This window comes from Hyphomonas sp. TMED31, assembly GCF_002172815.1.
Classification (GTDB): domain Bacteria; phylum Pseudomonadota; class Alphaproteobacteria; order Caulobacterales; family Hyphomonadaceae; genus Hyphomonas; species Hyphomonas atlantica.
The window spans coordinates 1-20970 of record NZ_NHCK01000031.1 but is presented as its reverse complement, the minus strand read 5'-3'; the positions used below and the strand labels follow the sequence as shown (position 1 = coordinate 20970).

At 61.0% G+C, this 20970-nt stretch carries 21 protein-coding genes; 13 read left to right on the top strand and 8 right to left on the bottom strand.

Features of this window, described 5'->3' with window-relative positions:
• The 3 genes from CBB91_RS04970 to CBB91_RS04960 all read left to right on the top strand — a co-directional run.
• A partial coding sequence (locus tag CBB91_RS04970) for an ATPase, T2SS/T4P/T4SS family (RefSeq protein ID WP_273012517.1) occupies positions 1–702 on the top strand: 702 nt, incomplete at its 5' end.
• Between the two features lie 3 nt (positions 703–705).
• Positions 706–1737: a type II secretion system F family protein gene (locus tag CBB91_RS04965; protein WP_273012514.1), complete on the top strand. Its 1032-nt coding sequence runs from the start codon at positions 706–708 to the stop codon at positions 1735–1737.
• A gap of 9 nt (positions 1738–1746) precedes the next feature.
• On the top strand, positions 1747–2769 hold the full coding sequence (locus CBB91_RS04960; protein WP_273012512.1) for a type II secretion system F family protein: 1023 nt from the start codon (positions 1747–1749) through the stop codon (positions 2767–2769).
• 72 nt (positions 2770–2841) lie between these two features.
• Here the strand turns inward: CBB91_RS04960 and CBB91_RS04955 are convergent, their stop codons facing one another.
• Positions 2842–3804, bottom strand: coding sequence for a hypothetical protein (locus tag CBB91_RS04955; protein WP_345906729.1), 963 nt, complete (start codon positions 3802–3804; stop codon positions 2842–2844).
• 120 nt (positions 3805–3924) lie between these two features.
• Between CBB91_RS04955 and CBB91_RS04950 the strand changes: the two genes are divergently transcribed.
• Together CBB91_RS04950 and CBB91_RS04945 are read left to right on the top strand one after the other, a co-directional pair.
• Positions 3925–5286, top strand: a complete 1362-nt coding sequence (locus CBB91_RS04950; protein ID WP_273012510.1) for a leucyl aminopeptidase family protein — start codon at positions 3925–3927, stop codon at positions 5284–5286.
• A gap of 91 nt (positions 5287–5377) precedes the next feature.
• The gene (locus CBB91_RS04945; protein WP_273012509.1) at positions 5378–6217 is read left to right on the top strand and encodes an alpha/beta hydrolase; all 840 of its coding nucleotides are present in this window, start codon (positions 5378–5380) and stop codon (positions 6215–6217) included.
• Between the two features lie 9 nt (positions 6218–6226).
• On the opposite strand, the gene CBB91_RS04940 is transcribed toward CBB91_RS04945, so the two are convergent.
• The gene (locus CBB91_RS04940) at positions 6227–6907 is read right to left on the bottom strand and encodes a tetratricopeptide repeat protein (protein ID WP_051602843.1); all 681 of its coding nucleotides are present in this window, start codon (positions 6905–6907) and stop codon (positions 6227–6229) included.
• Positions 6908–6969: 62 nt separating this feature from the next.
• On the opposite strand from CBB91_RS04940, the gene CBB91_RS04935 reads away from it, so the two are divergent.
• Positions 6970–7824 carry an SDR family oxidoreductase gene (locus CBB91_RS04935; protein WP_273012508.1) on the top strand — a complete coding sequence of 285 codons (855 nt, stop codon included), beginning with the start codon at positions 6970–6972 and terminating at the stop codon, positions 7822–7824.
• A gap of 47 nt (positions 7825–7871) precedes the next feature.
• On the opposite strand, the gene CBB91_RS04930 is transcribed toward CBB91_RS04935, so the two are convergent.
• Positions 7872–8450 carry a type 1 glutamine amidotransferase domain-containing protein gene (locus tag CBB91_RS04930; protein WP_273012507.1) on the bottom strand — a complete coding sequence of 193 codons (579 nt, stop codon included), beginning with the start codon at positions 8448–8450 and terminating at the stop codon, positions 7872–7874.
• A 135-nt stretch (positions 8451–8585) separates the two neighbouring features.
• Positions 8586–9344 carry an alpha/beta hydrolase gene (locus tag CBB91_RS04925; RefSeq protein ID WP_273012505.1) on the bottom strand — a complete coding sequence of 253 codons (759 nt, stop codon included), beginning with the start codon at positions 9342–9344 and terminating at the stop codon, positions 8586–8588.
• 55 nt (positions 9345–9399) lie between these two features.
• On the opposite strand from CBB91_RS04925, the gene CBB91_RS04920 reads away from it, so the two are divergent.
• The 3 genes from CBB91_RS04920 to infC all read left to right on the top strand — a co-directional run bounded on the left by CBB91_RS04920 (position 9400) and on the right by infC (position 12249).
• Entirely contained in the window at positions 9400–10560 is a 1161-nt protein-coding gene (locus tag CBB91_RS04920; RefSeq protein WP_035554446.1) for a glycosyltransferase family 4 protein, read from the top strand.
• A gap of 17 nt (positions 10561–10577) precedes the next feature.
• The gene (locus CBB91_RS04915; protein ID WP_051602844.1) at positions 10578–11612 is read left to right on the top strand and encodes a glycosyltransferase family 9 protein; all 1035 of its coding nucleotides are present in this window, start codon (positions 10578–10580) and stop codon (positions 11610–11612) included.
• A 97-nt stretch (positions 11613–11709) separates the two neighbouring features.
• Positions 11710–12249: a translation initiation factor IF-3 gene (gene infC, locus CBB91_RS04910; RefSeq protein WP_081806217.1), complete on the top strand. Its 540-nt coding sequence runs from the start codon at positions 11710–11712 to the stop codon at positions 12247–12249.
• A gap of 317 nt (positions 12250–12566) precedes the next feature.
• On the opposite strand, the gene CBB91_RS04905 is transcribed toward infC, so the two are convergent.
• Positions 12567–14078, bottom strand: coding sequence for a peptidase S10 (locus tag CBB91_RS04905; protein ID WP_273012502.1), 1512 nt, complete (start codon positions 14076–14078; stop codon positions 12567–12569).
• A gap of 229 nt (positions 14079–14307) precedes the next feature.
• On the opposite strand from CBB91_RS04905, the gene rpmI reads away from it, so the two are divergent.
• The 4 genes from rpmI (at position 14308) to pheT (ending at position 19140) form a co-directional block, all read left to right on the top strand.
• On the top strand, positions 14308–14511 hold the full coding sequence (gene rpmI / locus CBB91_RS04900) for a 50S ribosomal protein L35 (RefSeq protein WP_035554449.1): 204 nt from the start codon (positions 14308–14310) through the stop codon (positions 14509–14511).
• 37 nt (positions 14512–14548) lie between these two features.
• Complete coding sequence (gene rplT, locus CBB91_RS04895) at positions 14549–14911, top strand: 50S ribosomal protein L20 (protein ID WP_273012500.1); 363 nt, start codon at positions 14549–14551, stop codon at positions 14909–14911.
• A 124-nt stretch (positions 14912–15035) separates the two neighbouring features.
• Complete coding sequence (gene pheS, locus CBB91_RS04890; protein ID WP_273012499.1) at positions 15036–16112, top strand: phenylalanine--tRNA ligase subunit alpha; 1077 nt, start codon at positions 15036–15038, stop codon at positions 16110–16112.
• Between the two features lie 634 nt (positions 16113–16746).
• Complete coding sequence (gene pheT, locus CBB91_RS04885) at positions 16747–19140, top strand: phenylalanine--tRNA ligase subunit beta (RefSeq protein WP_273012497.1); 2394 nt, start codon at positions 16747–16749, stop codon at positions 19138–19140.
• A 47-nt stretch (positions 19141–19187) separates the two neighbouring features.
• Here pheT and bfr read toward each other — a convergent pair whose 3' ends face one another.
• From bfr to CBB91_RS04870, 3 genes are all read right to left on the bottom strand, one after another.
• Positions 19188–19679 (bottom strand): bacterioferritin, encoded by a 492-nt coding sequence (bfr, locus tag CBB91_RS04880; RefSeq protein ID WP_035554455.1) that lies wholly within the window; start codon positions 19677–19679, stop codon positions 19188–19190.
• A 232-nt stretch (positions 19680–19911) separates the two neighbouring features.
• On the bottom strand, positions 19912–20112 hold the full coding sequence (locus tag CBB91_RS04875) for a (2Fe-2S)-binding protein (RefSeq protein ID WP_273012495.1): 201 nt from the start codon (positions 20110–20112) through the stop codon (positions 19912–19914).
• A 96-nt stretch (positions 20113–20208) separates the two neighbouring features.
• Positions 20209–20970 (bottom strand): GGDEF domain-containing protein (locus tag CBB91_RS04870; protein ID WP_273012493.1); only part of this gene is annotated, 762 nt, incomplete at its 5' end.

The following is a 20970-nucleotide window of genomic DNA, read 5'->3' as shown; positions in this document are numbered from 1 at the left end:
ATCGGTCATTCGCGCTGCAACGTCCTGATCTCTGGCGGTACGGGTTCAGGAAAGACAACGCTGTTGAACTGCCTGACCGGCTTCATTGACCCGACCGAGCGCGTCATCACGTGCGAAGACTCTGCGGAACTTCAGCTCCAGCAGCCGCATGTCGTGCGCCTCGAAACGCGCCCGCCGAACATTGAAGGTTCTGGCGAAATCACGATGCGGGATCTGGTCAAGAACTGTCTGCGTATGCGTCCTGAACGGATCATTGTGGGCGAGGTGCGTGGACCAGAGGCATTCGACTTGCTGCAGGCCATGAACACGGGCCATGACGGCTCAATGGGAACACTGCACGCCAACAGCCCGCGCGAAGCCCTGAGCCGGGTTGAATCCATGATCACGATGGGCGGCTTCTCGCTGCCCGCGAAGACGATCCGTGAAATGATCGTCGGGTCTATCGATGTGGTTGTGCAGGCCTCTCGCCTTCGGGATGGCTCCCGCCGGATCATGAACATCACCGAGGTGATGGGGCTGGAAGGGGAGACCATCGTGCTGCAGGATGTACTGAAGTACGAAATCGAGGGCGAAGACGAAGACGGAAAAGTCGCAGGCACGCACCGCGGCACGGGCGTGGGTCGTCCCCGCTTCTGGGAGCGGGCGTCCTATTACAATCTTGAGCGCGACCTGGCTGTGGCTCTCGACGAGCTGGGGTCCTGATAGATGGATAATTCACTCATCATCTATGCCATCGCCGGGCTTGCCTTCCTGACCATTGTCGGCGTGGGCCTCGCCTTGACAGGCGATAGCGCCGACGCGGCTGCGAAGAAGCGCGCCAAGGCGATCGGCACCGGCGGGTCCGGGGCCGGCAAGCGCGGGAAGGCGATGGACGAAACCGCCAAGCGCCGCCAGAAAACCCAGGAAATGCTGGACAATATGCGCAAGCAGGACAAGGAGCGGCGCAAGGCGATCCGACCGCAGAACTTGAAGTCCCGCTTAACTCAGGCCGGGCTGGATATTCCCGTCGCGGCGTTCTGGATGCTCTCTCTCGTGCTGGGCCTCCTGATTGGAGGTCTGGTTTACACACTTGGTTTCGATGGCCTCGTGATTGGCGGCGTGTCCCTTAAGAGCCGTCCGATTCTGGTTGGCTCGGCATTCTTTGTTGGCGCCGTTGGCTTGCCGCGCATGATCCTGAATTTCATGACCAATGGCCGAAACAAGAAAATGATCAACCAGTTCGCTGATGCGCTGGATATTATCGTTCGGGGTGTGAAGTCCGGTTTGCCGTTGAATGAAAGTGTCCGGATCATCTCTCGGGAATCCCCTGAGCCACTGCGGACTGAATTTGCTATGCTGTCAGACAATCTGGCCATGGGGGCAGGGCTCGAGCGGTCGCTGAACACATTCTACAAGCGTGTGCCGCTTCAGGAAGTGAACTTCTTCATGATCGTGCTCATGATCCAGTCCAAGGCAGGTGGTAACCTGTCTGAGGCATTGGGTAATCTGTCGAGCGTCATTCGTGCCCGGAAGATGATGCGCGAAAAGGTAAAGGCCATGTCGTCCGAGGCCAAGGCGTCGGCCATGATCATCGGCGCGTTGCCCTTTGTGGTCGGTTTCCTCGTCTACATGACCACGCCCGCCTATGTGATGCAGCTGTTCACGACGGATACGGGCCATCTCTTNCTGACCATCGGTGTGGTCATGATGATGATGGGCGTTGCCGTTATGCGCAAAATGATCAACTTCGACATGTAGGGGCGACAGATGGGAGATATTCTTACATCACTCGCCAAGCCTGATGCGATTGCNGCTCTTCTGGTCGCNCTCGCCGTGTTCGCGACCGTGATTTCTGTCCTGCTGCCATATCTGCAGACGGACAAACTGGAAACGCGCCTGAAGGCGGTCACGGAACAGCGCGAGAAACTTCGCAAGCAGAGCCGCGCCGCACTGGACAACCCGAAAGGCCTTCGCCGGACGGACGATTCCATGGTGGGCAACATTTCGTCGAAGCTGAATCTGGCCAAGGCGCTGGAAGATCCGAACATTGTCGACAATCTGTCCAAGGCCGGTCTGCGGGGGCCGGGGCCATTGTCAGCCTTCTACTTTGCGCGAATGACGCTGCCTTTCGCTGGCGCCCTGCTGATGTTTTTCTACATCTTCTTCGTCAATGATCACGGCTTCTCGCCGATGCTGAAATATGGCTCGCTGCTGTTTGGTGCCGCAGCAGGTTTCTATGCACCGAACCTCTATGTTTCGAACATGGCCCAGAAGCGCCAGCAATCGATCATGCGTGCCTTTCCGGATGCGCTGGACATGCTGCTGATCTGCGTTGAGGCGGGTATGTCGATCGAGCTTGGCTTCTCAAAAGTGAGTCAGGAAATCGGATCTGCATCACCGGAACTGGCGGAAGAGTTCGGCCTGACCGTGGCGGAACTGTCTTACCTGCCAGAGCGTCGTCAGGCATATGAGAACCTCGCAAAGCGTACCGGGAATGACGGTATCAAGGCGGTCTGTATGGCGCTGGGACAGGCGGAGCGCTACGGTACGCCNCTCGGCGACGCCCTGCGCATCATGGCCAAGGAAAACCGCGACATGCGCATGGCGGCTGCTGAGAANAAGGCGGCCGCACTGCCTGCGCAGCTGACGGTTCCGATGATTCTGTTCTTCNTGCCGGTNCTGTTCCTCGTCGTGCTGGGGCCAGCCTATATCGGGTTCAAGGCATCTCAGGAAAAGAACCAGGCATCGTCGCCGCCGGCAATTGAGACAACGCATTCAGACTGGGGCTGAGGTCCGGGTGACTTCAGAAGGGGCGCTCATCGGCTTTGGCTGATGGGCGCTTTTCTGTGTGCGGCAGAAGTATCAGCCCGGTGTCCGGCGAAGTCTCAGGCCAGCCTGTGCAGGGGCAGGGGTGTCTTCCTCCGCTTTGGAGGGGCCAGCAAGGCCGACAGCGGACTGATCGACAGGCTGCGTTGGGGCAGCTTTCGGCGGCTCTGCCAATTCAGCGGGCGGTTGAGCTGGCACGGAGGAGTCCTCCTCGAGCGCTTCCCATGACCGCACGGGCTGTATCATCTGTTGCAGCAGCGCCGTGTTCTTCTTCACGATGCTCTCTGGTGCAAAGCGGCTGGAAACGGCGGCCATCTCATCATAGCGGCCCTGAAGCCCCAGGATCAGCGCGAGGTTTTCGGTCACCCGCAGGTCCGCATTCGGTTGCTCGGCTGCAAGGCGCAGTTTGGCCTCGGCGGCGGGCAGATCACCCTGCAAGGCCAAAGACAGACCGTAATTCGCCAGCGTTGACGTGCGTGTCGGCTCCAGCGCCAAGGCCTTGTCATAGGCCGCTTGCGCCATGTCATGGCGTTCCATCTTGTCCAGAGTGATGCCGAANGCAGACCAGGCTTCGGCCCGGTCAGGCGCGACAATGGCCGTCTTCTCNAACGCGCGTGCCGCGCCCATCAGNTTGTTCTCGGCGGAAAAGACCCGTCCCAGCGTCATCAGCACGTCCGGATTGTCCGGATGTACGATCAGGGATTGCGACAGCACTTCGATGGCGCGTTCATTCGAGCCGATGCCTCTGAGCGCAGCGACGAAGGTCAATGCAACGTCCAGGTCTTCGGGGCGTTTGGTGTATTCATTCGCCCAGAAATTGGCCTTGGTCAGCGGATCTGAATTGTTGGCCGCTTCAATTTCTTCTGCCGTGGCAGGTGTCATCGCGTCTTCGATGGCGCGTGCCAGTTCGGCCTGAGCCTCCGCCTCCGGGTCCGGCGTCGTCGCGCAGGCTCCCAGTACGAGGCACAGTGCAGTCAAAGACGTTTTGGCTCTGGACATGAGCGGGCTCCGGGTCAGTATCTGGCCTAATCCTGCGTGAGTCTTGCCGACAGGGCGTCAAGGATCGGTTAACGCCCCGGCAGATTTCATTAACTCTTCGCCTCGAAAGGCCCGAATTCCATGCATAAGAGCTTCACCGCCGACCCAAAGGGCGCCGTTGACGTCTTCCTCTACACAATTGCTGCCTTCAAAAAGCTGGAGAACGATCCGTTCCCATCTGCGCGAGCGCTGGCCAAGGCACAGGAATTCACAGGAGCGGCCGGTCAGATCGTGCTGGTGCCGGGGGAGACGGGAGAGTTGTCACGCGTACTCTATGGTTTGGGCAAGGGCACGGATGCGCTGGCTGTTGCCGGCCTGTCGGCGAAGCTGCCCAAGGGGTCGTATTCTGTCGCCGAAAGTGGCGGCATGCCGTTCAAGAACATCGCTGCTGGCTGGGCTGACGGCGCGTACCGGTTTGANCGCTACCTCAAGGACAAGGCGACCCCACCAAAGCTCGTCATTCCGGAAAGCGAGGATGCCGACGCGCTGAGCCGTGAGGCGGATGCCTGCGCGTTGCTGCGCGATCTGGTCAACACGCCTGCGGCCGATATGGGCCCACAGGATATTCAGGCGACAATTTCCGACACGGCAGAACGCTTCGGCGCGAAACTGACGACGATTATTGGCGACGATTTGCTGGCCCACAATTATCCAATGGTCCACGCTGTGGGCCGCGCCGCTGTGTACGAACCGCGCTTCATGGANCTGGAATGGGGCGACCCGTCNCATCCGAGCGTGGCGCTGGTCGGCAAGGGGGTCACCTTCGATTCCGGCGGTCTCGACATCAAACCCGGTTCCGGCATGCGCATCATGAAGAAGGATATGGGCGGTTCCGCGCATGTGATCGCGCTGTCGCACCTGATCATGAGCGCGAACCTGCCGGTGCATCTGAAGCTGTATGTGCCATCGGTCGAGAACGCCGTTGCGGGCGACGCNTTCCGTCCGGGAGATATCCTGTCCAGCCGAAAGGGGCTGACCGTCGAGATCGACAATACGGATGCGGAAGGCCGCCTGATCCTGGCGGACGCACTGACACGCGCCTGCGAGGAAAAGCCGGATCTGCTGATCGATTTCGCCACNCTGACCGGCGCAGCCCGCGTGGCGCTGGGGCCGGAACTCGCGCCTTTCTATACTGATGACGAAAGCCTGGCCGAAGGCATTGAGGCGGGCGCAAAGGCAACGGGCGACCCGGTCTGGCGCATGCCGCTCTGGGACCCATACCTCGCCGATCTCAAGAGCCCGATTGCCGATCTTGTGAACTCCGGCGGCCGGTTTGCCGGNTCCATCACGGCGGGCTTGTTCCTGAAACAGTTCGTCGACGCGCCGAGCTGGATGCATTTCGATGTCTGGGCCTGGCGGCTCGGAAAATATGGACGGCCAGAAGGCGGCGCACCTTGCGGCCTGCGGGCGGCCTGGGCCATGCTGCAATCGCGTTATGGCTGATCTCTGAAAGGGGCCCCTCATGATCCGGACCTGCTTATTCGCACTCACGCTGTGTGTCGCCGCGATCCCGGCTACTGCCCANGNGCAGGGCATGACCCGTGTTCCTGCGCAAGTGGANGAGGGGGCGNTCCCGCTCATTGATCCGGAGGCGGTCGGTGCGAATACGGAGATATGGACGAGCATCGGCACAGAGCGCTGGGTGCGCAACGTCAATCATCCCACATTGCTGCCTGTCCTGCCGGACCCGGAGAAAGCGAATGGCGCGGCGGTGATTGTGGTGCCCGGCGGTGCATTCCAGTTCGTGTCCATCGACAATGAGGGCTACCCCATAGCGGAATGGCTGGCAGAGCAGGGGGTTGCGGCCTTCGTTCTGAAATACCGCACAATGCAAACGCCGGTACCTGAGGAGGAGCTCTCGGAACATATCCAGCGTATCTTTGCGCCGACACCGGATATGGAGCCGATTGATGCCATGCAGGGCATTCCGGCGGCCGTNGAGGATGCGCAAGCGGCGTTGCGATTGGTNGAGGCCCNAAGCGAAGACTGGGGCATNGATACAGACCGTATCGGNATGCTCGGCTTCTCAGCNGGGGCGATCACGACGATGGCGGTCACCCTTGATGAAAGTGACGCGCCCAAGCCAGACTTCATCGGGCANATTTATGGACCGATGACTTCGGTCGATGTGCCGGCAGACGCGCCGCCGCTGTTCACAGCTCTGGCGGCGGATGATTCCCTGTTCGGGCGGCAGGGCTTTGGTCTCGTCGATTCATGGGTCGCCGCAGGCAAGCCGGTCGAGCTGCATTTCTATGAAAATGGGGGACACGGTTTCGGGTCGTACAAGCGCGGCGCAACGGCGGACGCCTGGTTTGACCAGTTCGTGGGATGGATGACCGCCCGGGGCCTGATGGCTCTACCCGAGCCGGAATAGGACTGAAACTCAGTCCACAATATCCGGGCTGAGTACACGCACTTCGGACAGGCGAATGGCCTCGCGCACACGCCCACGCAGGACCAGCGTGTCGATGTTTTCCGGATCGGCAGCCATGGCGGCGTCTATATCCGTCATGGCGAGGTCCAGCTGGTCGAGATTGAGATGGGCTTCGGCGCGAAGCTGGCGCGCAATGGCCATGCTTGGCGCGCGTGACAGGGCGCTGTCGAGATCAGATTTGGCATCTTCCCAATTGCCGAGCATCAAATGCGCGCTGGCGCGGTCGACCAGAAGGTCCGGCACGCCGGGCTTCAGTTTCAGTGCGTTGGTGAACGTCACGATGGCCGCTTCCGGTGCGCCGGCCTGAAGCCAGGCATTGCCCGATTGGGTCAGGTATTCGGCGCGTTGCTCTATCGTTCCGCCATCCACGGAGTTGGCGAGTTGTTCAAGGCGCGCCGCCCCCTCATCCTCACGGCCCAGCGCGATCAGGGCGAGGGCGGTGCACTGGCGCGCGCCGGGGCGGTTGCCCTGATAGGTCCAGGCGAGCCCATCCTCATAGGCTTCTTCAGCGTCCACCTCGATTTTGGCGACACACGCCTTCAGCCGTTCTGCCTCGCGCGTGTCGACTGTGGCGCTGGCTGCAGATTGCGACAAGGCGAAGGAAGCAACGGCCAGGGCAAGGATGGACATGGATCAAAGGCTCCGGAAACTGTAGTACGGGGTCTTAGACCCGACAGGAGCGGCCAGCGCAAATGACAGATACGACATCTCTGCTTTTTGTTTTCGGGCTGGGCTATAGCGCCCTGAAGCTGGCGGGGCGGCTGAAATCCCGTGGAATCGGCATTGCGGGCACCGTTCGCAGCGCGGAAAAGGCGGCGGCCTTGAAAGCAGATGGTATCGCCGCGCAGGTCTGGGACGGGCAAGGCCTGCCGGACATTCCCGAAGGCGCGCACTGGCTGGTCACCTTGCCGCCGGATGCAGACGGCTGCCCCGCCGCGCGTGCGGCGACCTACGCTGAGCCCGGCGCGGCCAGCGTTACCTATCTCTCCACAACGGGTGTCTATGGAGACCTCAATGGCGGCTGGGCGATGGAGTGGAGTCCGGTCAATCCGGGATCTGACCGCGCCCGCGCGCGCGTTCTGGCAGAGCGGCAATGGATGGACGCGACGGACGGCGCGGCGCGGATTGTCCGCCTGCCGGGCATTTACGGGCCGGGGCGGTCTCCCTTCCAGAAATTGCGGGACGGCAAGGCGCATCGTGCGGTGAAGCCGGGACAGGTGTTCTCTCGCGTGCATGTCGACGATATTGCGAGCGGACTGGACGCGCTGTTTGAACGGCCGAATCTGCACGGCATCTTCCATCTGTGCGATGATTTGCCTGCGCCGCCGCAGGATGTGACTGCCTATGCGGCCGACTTGATGGGCATTGCGCCGCCCCCGGAAGTGCCATTCGAAGAGGCAGGGCTGAGCCCGATGGCGCGGAGTTTCTATGCGGAATGCAAGCGCGTCTCGAATGCGCGGGCGAAGTCTGCGCTTGGCTGGCNACCGGCATTCCCGACCTATCGGGAGGGGTTGGCGGCCGTCTGGAAATCAGAGGACGGAGCATAGAAAAGCCCCCTCATTGAGAGGGGGCAGGTCAAGGGGATTCGTTTCTGTTATGCGGTGACCGAGTCGCGCTGGCGCTCGTGCTTGCCTTCACAGATTTCTTCAACGATCTTCGCGTTGAAATCTCCCAGATCGTCCGGGGAGCGGGAGGTGACCAGTCCGCCATCGACCACGACGGATTCGTCTCTGACGATACCGCCTGCGTTCTTCAGATCCTGCTGGATCGCCGGGAATCCGGTGACCTCGCGGCCATTGACCAAATTCGCTGAGATCAGGACTTGTGGGCCGTGGCAGATGGAGAAGACGGGTTTCTTCTGGTTGAAGAAGTCCGATGCAAATTGCTTTGCCGGCTCGTTCGTGCGCAGAGCGTCCGGGCTGAACAGGCCGCCGGGGATAAGCAGCGCGTCGAAGTCTTCCGCCTTGGCCTCGTCCAGTGAGAGGTCAACCTTGTATTTGTCGCCATGCTCGCGGTGCTGGTTGGCGTGGATGAAGCCTTTTTCCATCGATACGATTCTGGTTTCACCGCCTGCGGACTCAATGGCTTCCTTCGGGCTGGTCAGCTCTATTTCCTCAAAGCCGTCTGCGGCGAGGATTGCCATTTTTCGACCTTGTGCGCGTTGGTTTGACATGAAGCATGTCTCCTTGATCTTGTGTTGCAACCACGCTGCGACCCGTGGTGAGGGAGCGCGGGCGGACGGATCATCCCGTCCTGCACAAAATCAATGTTTGGCCGCGGCCATTGTTCCGATTAACTCGGGGAAAGGTCAGTCGATGAGGGCCGCCGCAATATCGCCGCATGTCGCTTTCAGTCGCGCAATGTCCTGAGCGCGTGACAGGCGGTGGTCGCCATCCTTGATCAGGGTAAAGACGAGGTCGTCGCTCGTGATCGCGGTGACCAGCCGTTCGGCATGTTTCCACGGAACATCCACATCCTGCATGCCCTGGAGAATGCGTACCGGCACATTCAGTTCGATCGGCGCGTCCAGGATTTGCCAGGTGCGGCCATCCTCGATCAGGGCGCGGGTGATGGTGTAGGGCTCGTCATAATCGGACGGGCGCAGCGTGAAACCTTTTTCCATGATCTCGGCCTGCGCCTCGGCGGAGAATTCCGGCCACATCAGTTTTTCGGTAAAGTCCGGCGCGGGCGCGATCAGGACGAGTCCCGCCACGCGGTCCTTGCGGGCGAGGGCAGAGAGCAGCGCCATCCANCCGCCCATGCTGGAGCCGACCAGAACGACCGGCCCGGCGCTGTGCGTGTCGATTGCGGCGAGCGCATCGGCGCGCCAGTCAGAGATGGTGCCGTCCTCGAATGCGCCATCGGACTCGCCATGACCGGAATAGTCAAAGCCGAGAAAGCCGTGCCCGGCTTCAATGGCCCAGCTTTCCAGCTCGGTGGCCTTGGTGCCGCTCATGTCGGATTTGAAGCCAGACAGCCAGACAAAGGTGAGACCGGATCGGGAAGGGGCCGTGGCGCGATAGGCAAGGCGTCGGCCTTCGGGTGAGGTGAAATAGGACGTTGTCATTCCTCTCCCGTTCCTCCATCTGTTTCGCCTGTCAAGCGAGTGGAGGGAATTCGCCTTGCCCGATTTTCCGGACCTGACCGGCAAGACCATCCTGCAAGTGGCCCCGGAACTCTCTGCCGGTGGGGTAGAGCGGACTGTGCTGGAAGTCACCGAAGCCATCATTCAGGCGGGCGGGCGCGCGTTGCTGGCCAGCCGGGGCGGACGGCAGGAAGCGGCGTTCGAGGCGCTGGGCGGGGAACTGATCCGGATGGACGCGAAATCCAAGAATCCGATCACGTTGAAACTGAATGAAGGCAAGTTGAAGCGCCTGATCGCGCAGGAGCATGTGGATCTGGTCCATGCCCGTTCGCGCGCGCCAGCCTGGAGCGCCTATTGGGCCGCGCAGGCGATGGGCGTGCCCTTTGTCACCACCTATCACGGCGCCTATTCCGGCAAGACCAAGCTGAAGAAGCGGTACAATTCCGTCATGGCGAAGGGGGACCTGGTGATCGCGAATTCGCAATGGATTGCCGAGCATGTGAAGACAGAGCATGGCGTGCCGTTTGAGAAGGTTGTCACCATTCCGCGCGGCGTGGACCTTGAGGCATTCGACCCGACCGCGGTGCCAGTGGCGCGGGTGAAGGCCATTCGCGAGGGGCTCGGCCTGGTGGACGATCCACGCATGATCCTGTTGCTGCCCGGACGGCTGACGGAATGGAAAGGCCAATTGGTCGCCATTGAGGCGTTGGCGATGCTGGCGCCAGACGAGCGGGAAAAGCTGGTGCTTGTGCTGGCGGGTGATGCACAGGGGCGCAAGGGCTATGTCGAGCGGCTGGAACAGGCTGTGGTCGCACATGGGCTCGACCGCGGTGTGATCATGTCGGAGCATATTTCGGACATGCCGGCGGCCTATCTGGCGAGCGATATTGTGCTGGCCCCCTCCGTGCGGCCCGAAGCCTTCGGGCGTGTGGCGGCGGAGGCGTCTGCGATGGCAAAGCCGGTGATCGTCTCCGATCATGGCGGCGGGCGCGAAACAGTGATCGAAGGGGAGACCGGCGCGCGGGTCGAGCCGGGCAATGCGCAGTCGCTGGCAGGGGCGATCCGGGCGCTGTTGTCGGTCGGTCCGCTGGCCCGGGATGGCATGGGACGGGCCGGTCAGCAGCATATTCGGCAACATTACTCAAAACGGGGGCTTCAGGCCGCGACCCTCGGGGTCTATAAGACCTTGCTGGAATAGGGGAAATCGAGGCCCGAATGGCGAAATCGGTCAAATCGGCCAGTCCGGTCAATCCGGGCGAGGCTGCCGAGAATGTTCTTGTGATCAAGCTCAGCGCGCTGGGCGATTTCGTGCTGGCCCTCGGCGCGATGAAAGCTGTGCGTGAGCATCACCCGAAAGCGCGCATCACGCTGCTGACCACGCCGCCCTACAAGGGATTTGCCGAGCTTTGCCCCTATGTCGATGCCGTGGAGACGGATGGTCGCCCGGAAACGATGAAGGCCACGGCGGCTCTGATCTCGCGCATTCGCAAGGCAAGGTACGATATCATTTATGATTTCCAGACCAGCGGCCGGACGAAGAATTATTTCACTGCCCTGAACAAGACCGGCAAGGCACCGCTCTGGTCCGGCCATCATGAGAAGGCGGCCTTCTTTCATGACAATGCCGAGCGCAAGACGATGCACTCAATTGACCGTCTGGCCGAGCAGCTGGAAGTGGCGGGCGTCGCACCGGATGGCCGCTGGCTAGGCAATAGCGCGCCCAAGCCGGACCTGTCCTGGGTGCGCCCGAAGCTGAGAGATGCGCCGCGCCTTCAGCCGGCCTATTTCAGCCTGGAAGAACCCTACATGCTGCTGATTCCGGGCGCTTCCGCCCATCGGGAGGCAAAGCGCTGGCCGGTCGAGAACTATGCTGAACTGGCGAAACGGGTTGCAGATGCGGGCATCACACCGGTCATCATTGGCGGCAAGGCCGAGGGCCAGCTGGCCCATGAGATCGTGCGAAAGGAACCGCGCACCAAAAGCCTGACCACGCGCACGGACCTGTTCCAGATCGTGACCCTTGCGGAGAAGGCGCTGTTTGTCGTGGGCAATGATACCGGCCCGATGCACATGGCCGCGATTGCCGGGGCGCCCGGCGTCGCCCTGTTCGCCCTGACAGAGAGCAATCCCGACCATGCCGCCCCGCGCGGCGCGAAGACGATCATCATCAATTCCGCGCCGACGCTGGCCGAACTGAGCGTGGATGATGTGTGGCAGTCGGTCCGCGCGCTGGGTGTGCTGCCATCTTGACGTGGCGGCTGAAGTGTAGAATGGCCGTCCGCCTTGAAGATCCCAACAATAATGGGCATATTCAGCATAACTGAAACAGCGATAAAGGAGATTCGCCATAGCTCGCAGACCAGACACCGGGGGACCACAGAAGTCCGCCGGCCCACGTATCAATGATGACATTCGCGCCGCCAAGGTTCTCTTGATTGATGAGAACGGTGAAAAGCAGGGCGTGATGCCCCTGACGGCTGCGCTGGACGCAGCCCGGGAAGCCGCAATGGATCTCGTGGAGGTATCTCCCAACCAGGAAGTGCCCGTCGTCAAGATTCTCGACTATGGCAAGCTTCGGTTCGAAGAGCGCAAGAAGAAGGCCGCTGCGAAGAAAAAGCAGAAGTCTTCCGAACTCAAAGAGATCAAGATGCGCCCGAATATCGACACGCATGATTATGGCGTGAAGGCTAAAGCGATGGCGCGCTTCTTCGAGGCCGGCGACAAGGTGAAAGTCACCCTGCGTTTTCGCGGACGTGAAATGGCGCACCAGCATCTCGGCATGGAATTGCTGAACCGGGTGAAGACCGATTTCGAGGAAACGGCGAAAGTGGAACTGGAGCCGAAACTCGAAGGCCGTCAGATGACCATGGTGCTCGCACCACGCTGATTGCCGCTGACACAAACCAGCACGAAAAGCCGGACGGGCCACCAGCCCTCCGGTTTTTTTGTGTGTTGCGAGCGGAGAGACGAGGCCGCGAAACAGGAGGTAGTCAGGAAGTATACAGGTAGCGACCCTGCCTCTTCCGCTCACCGGGATTCGTCAAATCCCCATTCCGATGACGCCAGGCACCGGAATGACGGGGACAGAATGCACGACGCGAATGGCTGTCGGATTGGGAAGGCGGAATCGCCGGTGACGCTTGCGTTCAGGCCGGGGACAGGCGGGCAGCCCATCCCCGGTCTGACGCGAATTTCCTGCCTGGACTACTGACCGGCGCGGATGAAGTCCCGCACGTCATCGGACAGTTTCTTGCCGTCGCTTTCGGCGAGATACATCATGTGGCCGGAATCATAATAGTCGAACTCGACCCGATCGAGCACGACGCCATTCTTGCGCAGGGACATTTCTGCTCCGAAGAATGGCGTGGCCAGATCATACCAGCCGGAGGCCAGCAGGACGCGCAGATCGGTGTTCTCCCGCATGCCCTTGCCGAGCCAGGGGGCGACATTGACATAGGATGGCCAGCCCTGCTGGTTGACGCTCCAGTTCCACTGGGAGCCTGGCTCGCCTGTCAGCACCTTGTACGGACGGGTGAAGTCCACTTTCAATTCACGGGTCAGATAGTCATTGATCGCGGCGACATAGGCGACATCCATGCCGTAGCCGGACGGATCATTCTCTGGCGTCTCGCCCGTGCCTTCGCTATCCACGCCCTTGTAGCGGCTGTCGAAGCGGCCAACCGTATAGCCTTCGCGGCGCAGGAGTTCCTTGCGGAAGCGATGCGGATCAACGCGCAGATTGGCAAGACGAATCCATTCCGGTGACAGGCCGATGAAATCGCTCATTTCCTGCGCGATGCGAATCTCGTCGGCTTCGCTCAGCGTTGAGCCACGGATCAGGGCAGGGGCCAGCGTATCGGTGGCATAATTGCGCGCGTCTTCGATGAACGTGTCGAAATCATTGTTCCACTTGGCCTTGTTGGCCTTGCCATGATGCCAGGCGGTGGCGGCTTCGGTGGGGAAGAAGGCGAGGTGGGCGGTGTCATTGCCCGGCGCAAAACGGGCGGTCTGGAAATCCAGGATTGCGGATATCAGGATCACGCCGTTCAGGCCGATGCCGTTCCAGCCGCCTTGCAGCTTTTCGGTCAGTGCGGCGGCGCGCGTGGTGCCATAGCTTTCGCCGGCGAGGTATTTCGGGCTGTTCCAGCGGCCATTCTCGGTCAGCCAGATGCGGATGAATTCAGCGATGCTCTCGGCATCCTCATTCACGCCGTAGAATTCCTTGCCCTCCGTCTCACCCAGCGGGCGGGAATAGCCCGTGCCGACCGGATCAATGAAAACGAGATCGGTGACATCCAGCAGGGAGTTGGGATTGTCCCGCATCGTGTAGGGCGGTGCGCCCACATCAGAGGCGTCTGACGGGGTGAGGACCTGTTTCGGCCCGAAGGCGCCCATGTGCAGCCAGAGCGAGGCAGAGCCCGGCCCCCCATTGAACACGAAGGTCACCGGGCGCTGCGCGGCACTGGTCGTGCTGGTGTCGACATAGGCGACAGAAAAGACAGAGGCCGTCGGCTCGTCCTTTTCGTTGCGCAGATAGGTTTCGCTGGCGACGGTCCTGTATTTCACGGTTTTTGAGCCGAGGCGCAGCGAGTGGTCAGACGTGAACACCTGCGCGTCCGGGATGTCGGCAGGGTCTGTCTTGCCATTGGCGGTGTCGTCGGCGAGGCCCGGCAAGGCGAAGACCGCCATACAGGCGGCGAGGAGGAGTGTGCGCATGAAATCTGCCCCTGAAACTTTATAACAAGGGTGGACCTTACGGTTGCTGGCAAGTTGCGGCAAGCCATATGCGAAATCCCCCGCAGTAACAGCATATTGGCCTCTTGATTCTCCGGTCCTGATCCGTCATAAGCCGCCTCTTCCGAGCGGTTTGGGCGAACGGCATGCCCTCCAGCTCATGAACCTTGGGCCGCCTTTACGGTGAGAGCTCGCATACAGGAGACATGAAATGCCGAAGATGAAGACCAAAAAGGCCGCTGCAAAGCGGTTCAAGATCACGGCAACCGGAAAGCTGAAGCACGGCGTCGCAGGTAAGCGTCACCGTCTGATCAGCCACAATTCCAAGTACATCCGCCAGAACCGCGGCACGAAAGTCGCTGCGAAAGCTGATGTGGCTCGCGTTGTGAAGAAATTCCTGCCCTACGGCCTCTAGGCCCGTTTCCGTTCAGATCTTGATTTAGGAGGCCTAGATGCCCCGTTCACGTAACAAAGTTCCCGCCCACGCCCGCCACAAGAAAATCCTGAAGCAGGCAAAGGGTTTCCGTAACCGCCGCAAGAATACGTTCCGCATCGCGCACCAGTCTGTCTGGGAAGCCGGTCAGTACGCCTATGTCGGCCGCAAGGTGAAGAAGCGGAAGTTCCGCTCGCTCTGGATCCAGCGCATCAACGCCGCTGTGCGCATCCATGATGACGAGATGAACTACTCCCAGTTCATCAACGGCCTGACGAAAGCCGGCATTGAGGTCGACCGCAAGGTCATGGCCGANATTGCCGTGCGCGAGCCGGAAGCATTTGGCGCCCTGGTCAAACAGGCCAAGGCTGCCCTCGCTTAACCTGCCTGAAAGGCACAAGTGACAAAGCCCGGCCGTCAAAGCCGGGCTTTTTCTTTAAGGGCGTTTGCATGCGCCGCCGAAGCGCCTAAAAAGCCCGCTCGAACAGTAAAGGGAAGCGACCCCAGTGTCCGATATCACGACGATCGAGAAAGAGGCGCTCGCCTCAGTTGAGGCAGCTGCCGATCTTGCCGCGCTGGAACAGGTGCGTGTGGCCGAGCTTGGCAAGAAGGGCAGGGTGTCTGGCCTGATGAGCTCCCTGGGCAAGATGAGCCCCGAGGAGCGCAAGGAGAATGGCCCGAAGCTGAANGCGCTGAAGACTCGCGTTGATGCCGCGATCCGCGCCCGCAAGGAGACGCTGGAGGACGCGGCGCTTGAGGCCCAGCTGGCGAGCGAGACGGTTGANCTGTCCCTGCCACCGAAGGCTGGCCCGGTNGCCGGCGCNCTGCACCCGGTGATGCAGGTGTTCGAGGAAATCGCCGCCGTGTTTGGCGATATGGGCTTCACCGTCGCCGAAGGGCCGGACATTGAAGACGACTGGCACAATTTCACCGCGCTGAATTTNCCGGAAGGCCACCCGGCGCGCGAGACGCACGACACCTTCTTCATGCATGCACTGGAAGGCGATGAGGCGAAGGTTCTGCGCACGCACACGTCTCCGGTTCAGATCCGCACGATGATGAGCCAGAAGCCGCCGATCCGNATTCTGGTGCCNGGCCGGGTCTATCGNAATGACTGGGACGCGACCCACACGCCGATGTTNCATCAGGTCGAAGGNCTCGTGATCGAGAAGAACATCCATATGGGCCATCTGAAGGGCTGCCTGATCGACTTCGTGAAGGCCTTCTTCGAAGTGGATAATGTCGAGGCGCGCTTCCGNCCGCACTTCTTCCCCTTCACCGAGCCATCGGCAGAGATGGANGTGAAATATACCCGCAAGGGCGAGACGATCGAGATTGGTGCCGGCGACAGCTGGATGGAGATCCTCGGCAGCGGCATGGTGCATCCGAACGTNCTGCGCAATTGCGGCATCGACCCGAACGAATATCAGGGTTTTGCCTTCGGCATGGGTGTCGACCGCCTGGCCATGCTGAANTACGGCATGCCGGANCTGCGCCCATACTTCGAGGCTGACCCGCAATGGACGCGCCACTATGGCTTTGCGCCGTGGAGTACGCCGAGCGTCAGTGGCGGCTTGAGCTGAGGACACGTCCATGGGCAATGGCAACAAGGTTGAGATGCTGATTGCGATTTGCGCGGTGCTGACCAGCGCGATTGCCGTCTTCATCGCNTGGGACCAGGGCCGCGTGATGCGCGCGCAGCAGCATGGCGCCGTCTATCCTGTCGTACAGATCGAGGGTTTTGTGTCATCTTCCCCCGAGATGGTCTCAATGGGGCTACGCATNTCGAACAGCGGGGTAGGCCCGGCTTTGATCGAGCGTGTCGATGTGTCGAAGGGCGGGGTGCCCGTCAAAAGTCTGACCCCGTATGCAGACAAGTTTCCATCTGGATACCAACAATCCTGGTCAAGCCTCATTGGCAGGGCCATAGCGCCGGGTAAAGAAGTGATCCCTCTGCGGGTGGACTGGTCTCGCGAACGCGTATCCGTCGCCGACCGCGATGCGGCCGCGTTGGCCTGGAGCGCGCTGGATGTGGAGATTTGCTATTGTTCGGTGTTCAACAAATGCTGGACCGCGACCGGCCTGAACATGGGGACGACCATGTCGCGCGCCGAGCCTGTCAAACGCTGCGAACGCAGCGACGAAGATGTCTTTGAGGCGTTGGCGAATTACGTGCCCAAGCCCGAAACCGATATGACCGCTGAAGTGGAATAGACGATGAAATTCACCCTTTCCTGGCTGAACGACCACCTCGCCACCAAGGCGACGCTGGACGATATTCTGGGCCTGATGCTGAAAGCCGGTCTCGAAGTGGAAGAGGTCGAAGACCCCCGCGAGAAGCTTGCCGCCTTCACGGTCTGCAAGGTCAAGGCTGCTGAACCCCATCCGGATGCGGACAAGCTGCGCGTGTGTACGGTCGACACGGTCGATGGTGAAAAGCAGATCGTCTGCGGCGCGCCGAATGCCCGCGCTGGCATGACGGCAATCTATGCACCGCTTGGCACGTTCATTCCGGGGCTCGATTTCGCGCTGGACAAGAAGCCGCGCAAGATTCGCGGCATCGAAAGCTACGGCATGATGTGTTCCACCAAGGAACTCGAAGCCGGGGAAGACCATGACGGCATCGCCGATCTGGACGAGTCCATCGCGCTGGGCACGCCTGCCGCAGATGCGCTGGGCCTGAATGATCCGGTGATTGATTTTGAGGTGACGCCAAACCGTCCCGACTGGCTGGGTGTACAGGGCATCGCACGCGATCTGGCCGCGGCCGGGGCAGGGCGCTTCCTGCGCACGGAGCTCAAGAAAGTTGTTGGCACCAAGCCATGCCCGGTCCAGATCCAGCTGGACGCGCCGGAGGCTTGTCCGGTCTTCGCGGGCGCCGTAATCGTGGGCGTCAAGAATGGTCCGTCGCCGGACTGGATGCAGCAGCGTCTCAAGGCCGTTGGTATTCAGCCGAAATCCCTGCTGGTCGACGTGACGAATTATATCTCGCTTGATCGGGCTCGTCCGCTGCATGCCTATGACGCCGCGAAGCTGTCAGGCCCGGTCGTGGCGCGCCTTGGCCGCAAGGGCGAAAAGCTCGCCGCGCTGGATGGCAAGACGTATGACATCTCCGAAGAGATGTGTGTCATCGCAGATGATAGCGGCGCCATCGGTCTGGGCGGCGTGATGGGGGGCGAGTCCACCGCCGTGTCGGATGAGACGGTCGACGTGTTCATTGAGAGCGCATGGTTTGATCCGCTGCGCACAGCCCGCACGGGCCGCGCAACCGGCATTCATTCCGATGCGCGCTATCGTTTCGAGCGCGGCGTAGATCCGCATAGCTGTATGGACGGGCTGAACCTCGCCATTGCGCTGATCGTGGAGTATGGCGGCGGCGTTGTGTCGAAGCCGAACCTGGCTGGCGAAGCGCCGGTCAACACCAAGAAAGTCACCTTCTATCCAGCAGATGTCGAGCGCCTGACAGGCCTCAGCGTGAAACCGGCCGATATGCGGCGGATGCTGAAGGATCTGGAGTTTGGCATCGAGGATGCGGGAGACGCCTGGTATCTGACGCCGCCAACGTTCCGGTTCGACATGGAGCAGTCTGCGGACATTGTGGAAGAAGTGGCTCGGCTGGTCGGGTTTGACCAGTTGCCGACAACATCGCTGCCAGCGCCTGAAGGCGGCGTGAAGGCGATCACCACACCGATGCAGGCCCGCGTACGTGCGGCCCGGCGGGTGATGGCATCCCGAGGCTTCCTTGAGGCGGTCAGCTGGAGCTTCATGGCGAAGGATGATGCGGCGCTGTTTGGCAAGACAAGCGATGCGCTGGTCGTGGCCAATCCTGTCGCCAGCGATCTNGACTATATGCGCCCCTCCGTGCTCGGAAATCTGGCCAAGGCGGCGCAGCGCGCGGCCAATCATGGTGAGCGCGGCGTGCGCCTGTTCGAAGCCGGGCCGATNTATCTGGGCGATGGCCCGAAAGACCAGCGCACCGTTGTGGCTGCGCTGGTGCGTCCGTTCAATGAGCGNCACTGGCAGGGCACGCCGGCGGCCTATGATTCCTATGCCGCGAAGGCGGATTTGTTCGCGGTGCTGGATGCGCTGGGCCAGCCGGGTGACCGGTTCCAGGTTGCTGCGCCCGCCCAGCCGCACTGGCATCCGGGGCAGGCGGCGAGCCTGAAGCTCGGCCCGAAAGTGACGGTGGCGCATTTCGGTCAGTTGCATCCCGGCGTGCTGAAGGCGCTGGACGTGGATGGGCCGGTCTATGGTTTTGAGCTGAATTTGAACGCGCTGCCGCAGATGAAGGCGAAGAACACGAAAACCAAGCCGGTATTCGAGCGCGCCGAGCTGACGCCGATCCGCCGGGACCTTGCCTTTGTGGTCGACCGTGCCGTGCCAGCCTCAGACCTGGTGCGCCATGCGCAGGGCGCGGACAAGAAGCTGATCACCCGCGTTGACGTGTTTGATGTCTATGAGGGCACAGGCGTGCCGGAAGGGCAGAAATCGGTCGCGTTCGAAATGACGCTGCAGCCGCAGGAAAAGCTGAAGGATGAAGACATCCAGGCCCTGATGGACAAGGTCGTTGCCTCGGTCGCCAAGGGCACAGGCGGCGTTCTGAGAGGGTAGGAGAGGCAAGGCGCTGCTTCCCGCAAGGGCGCAGCGCCTCGGCCTGACTAATCCTGCGCCTTCGAGCCGTTGGCTTCGGACTGGAGCATTGTGTAGCGCTCGATGCCGATGCGCTCGATCAGGTCGAACTGGGTTTCCAGATAATCGACATGTTCTTCCTCATTGTTGAGGATCTTGCCGAACAGGTCGCGGCTGCCATAGTCGCGGACGCTTTCGGCATATTCCATTGCGTCTTTCAGCAGCGGGATGGCGTCGTTTTCGAGTTTCAGGTCGCATTCGAGGATTTCGTGGACCGATTCCCCGATGCGCAGCTTGCCGAGATCCTGCAGATTCGGCAGGCCGCCGAGGAACAGGATGCGTTCGATCAGCCAGTCGGCATGCTCCATTTCTTCAATGGATTCCTTGTACTCATAGTCGCCCAGCTTGCTGACGCCCCAATCATGCAGCATGCGCGAGTGCAGGAAATACTGGTTGATCGCCGTCAGTTCGTTCTTCAGGCACTTGTTTAGGAAGTCGATGACCTTTGGGTCGCCTTTCATGGGGGAGCTCTCCTGCGTGGATTATGTTTATGGGCCAGCACCTAGGGTGATTGTGCCACCGGATCAAGAAAAAATCCAATAAAAACAATTGCATGTGAAAGTGCGACACAATTGCAGCGCCCTGTCATGCGCTGTCGCGGGGCGTGTCTGCAGGCGTCGCCGCATGTCGCATCGTGTCGCGATCTGTCGCGCGATGTCTAAAAGCGTAGCGATTTCAAAGGCAGGTGTCGGTCTATTCCGCGGCGATCAGGGCCGGGGCGGCCGGGCGGCGGTCCATCTCTTCGGAGATGATTTCACCGATCGAGCAGCTGCATTTTCCGCACTGGAATTTGCACCCGTGATGCGCCTGCACAGCCTTTGGGCTGCGCGCACCCGCGTCCACGGCGGAGCGGACGCTTTTGCAGTTGATACGGTTGCAGACGCAAATGATCATGCGAACCATTTGCACGAAGATGCGAATGAATGTCAATCAGGTTTTTGCGCTTTGTTGCACATGCGGAATGGCCTGTGCGCCATGCCGCGAACTGACTCAGGCTGCGCTGTCCAGAATGACCCGGTTGCGGCCAGAATTCTTGGCGCGATAGAGCGATTTGTCGGCGCGCAGGATGACATCCTCGAGCGGACTGCGCGGCTGGGCGATGGCGACCCCGATGCTGGCGGTAATCGCGTGCAATTTGCCCGGCTCGGGCGCAAAGCGAATGGCGTGAATGCTCTGGCGTATCTCTTCGGCGCGTTCCTGCGCGGTTGCCTCATCCATGCAGCCCGTCAGGAAGACAGCAAACTCTTCGCCCCCGAGCCGNCCGACAAGGTCTGTNGGTCGCGCNTTGCTGGCCAGAGCCTTTGANATTNCGCGCANNGCNTCATCNCCGGCGCCGTGGCCGAAGGTGTCATTGATCGTCTTGAAGTGGTCGACATCAATCATCAGGATTGCGCCGTGCGTTTCCAGACGGTCTTCGACCTCAGCCAGGAATGCGCCGCGATTGAGCAGGCCGGTCAGCGCGTCCACGCGGGAGCGATGGGCCAGTTCGGCATGGGCGGCCGCCAATTCGTCCAAGGCATCCTGCAGCTTGATGCGCTCACGTTGCAGCAGGATGGCAATCGGAAAGGAGACAACGACCGGGATGACCGTGGAGGAGAATGCCGTCCAGAACCAGAACTCGTTCAGAATCGCCTGGTCGATGTGATCGTAGGATGTGCCGAACGGGTTCGCCAGGATCGAGAACCCGGTCACCGCCCATGTCGCGAGCAGCGAAATGAGCGCGACCATGGCCGCATTCGCATAGGAAACCCG

Coding starts and splice junctions, on each gene's coding strand:
- CBB91_RS04905 (WP_273012502.1), bottom strand. CDS start 14,078: ATGCGCACACTCCTCCTCGCCGCCTGTATGGCGGTCTTCGCCTTGCCG.
- CBB91_RS04875 (WP_273012495.1), bottom strand. CDS start 20,112: ATGATCATTTGCGTCTGCAACCGTATCAACTGCAAAAGCGTCCGCTCC.
- bfr (WP_035554455.1), bottom strand. CDS start 19,679: ATGAAAGGCGACCCAAAGGTCATCGACTTCCTAAACAAGTGCCTGAAG.
- CBB91_RS04915 (WP_051602844.1), top strand. CDS start 10,578: ATGGCGAAATCGGTCAAATCGGCCAGTCCGGTCAATCCGGGCGAGGCT.
- CBB91_RS04940 (WP_051602843.1), bottom strand. CDS start 6,907: ATGTCCATCCTTGCCCTGGCCGTTGCTTCCTTCGCCTTGTCGCAATCT.
- rpmI (WP_035554449.1), top strand. CDS start 14,308: ATGCCGAAGATGAAGACCAAAAAGGCCGCTGCAAAGCGGTTCAAGATC.
- CBB91_RS04930 (WP_273012507.1), bottom strand. CDS start 8,450: ATGTCAAACCAACGCGCACAAGGTCGAAAAATGGCAATCCTCGCCGCA.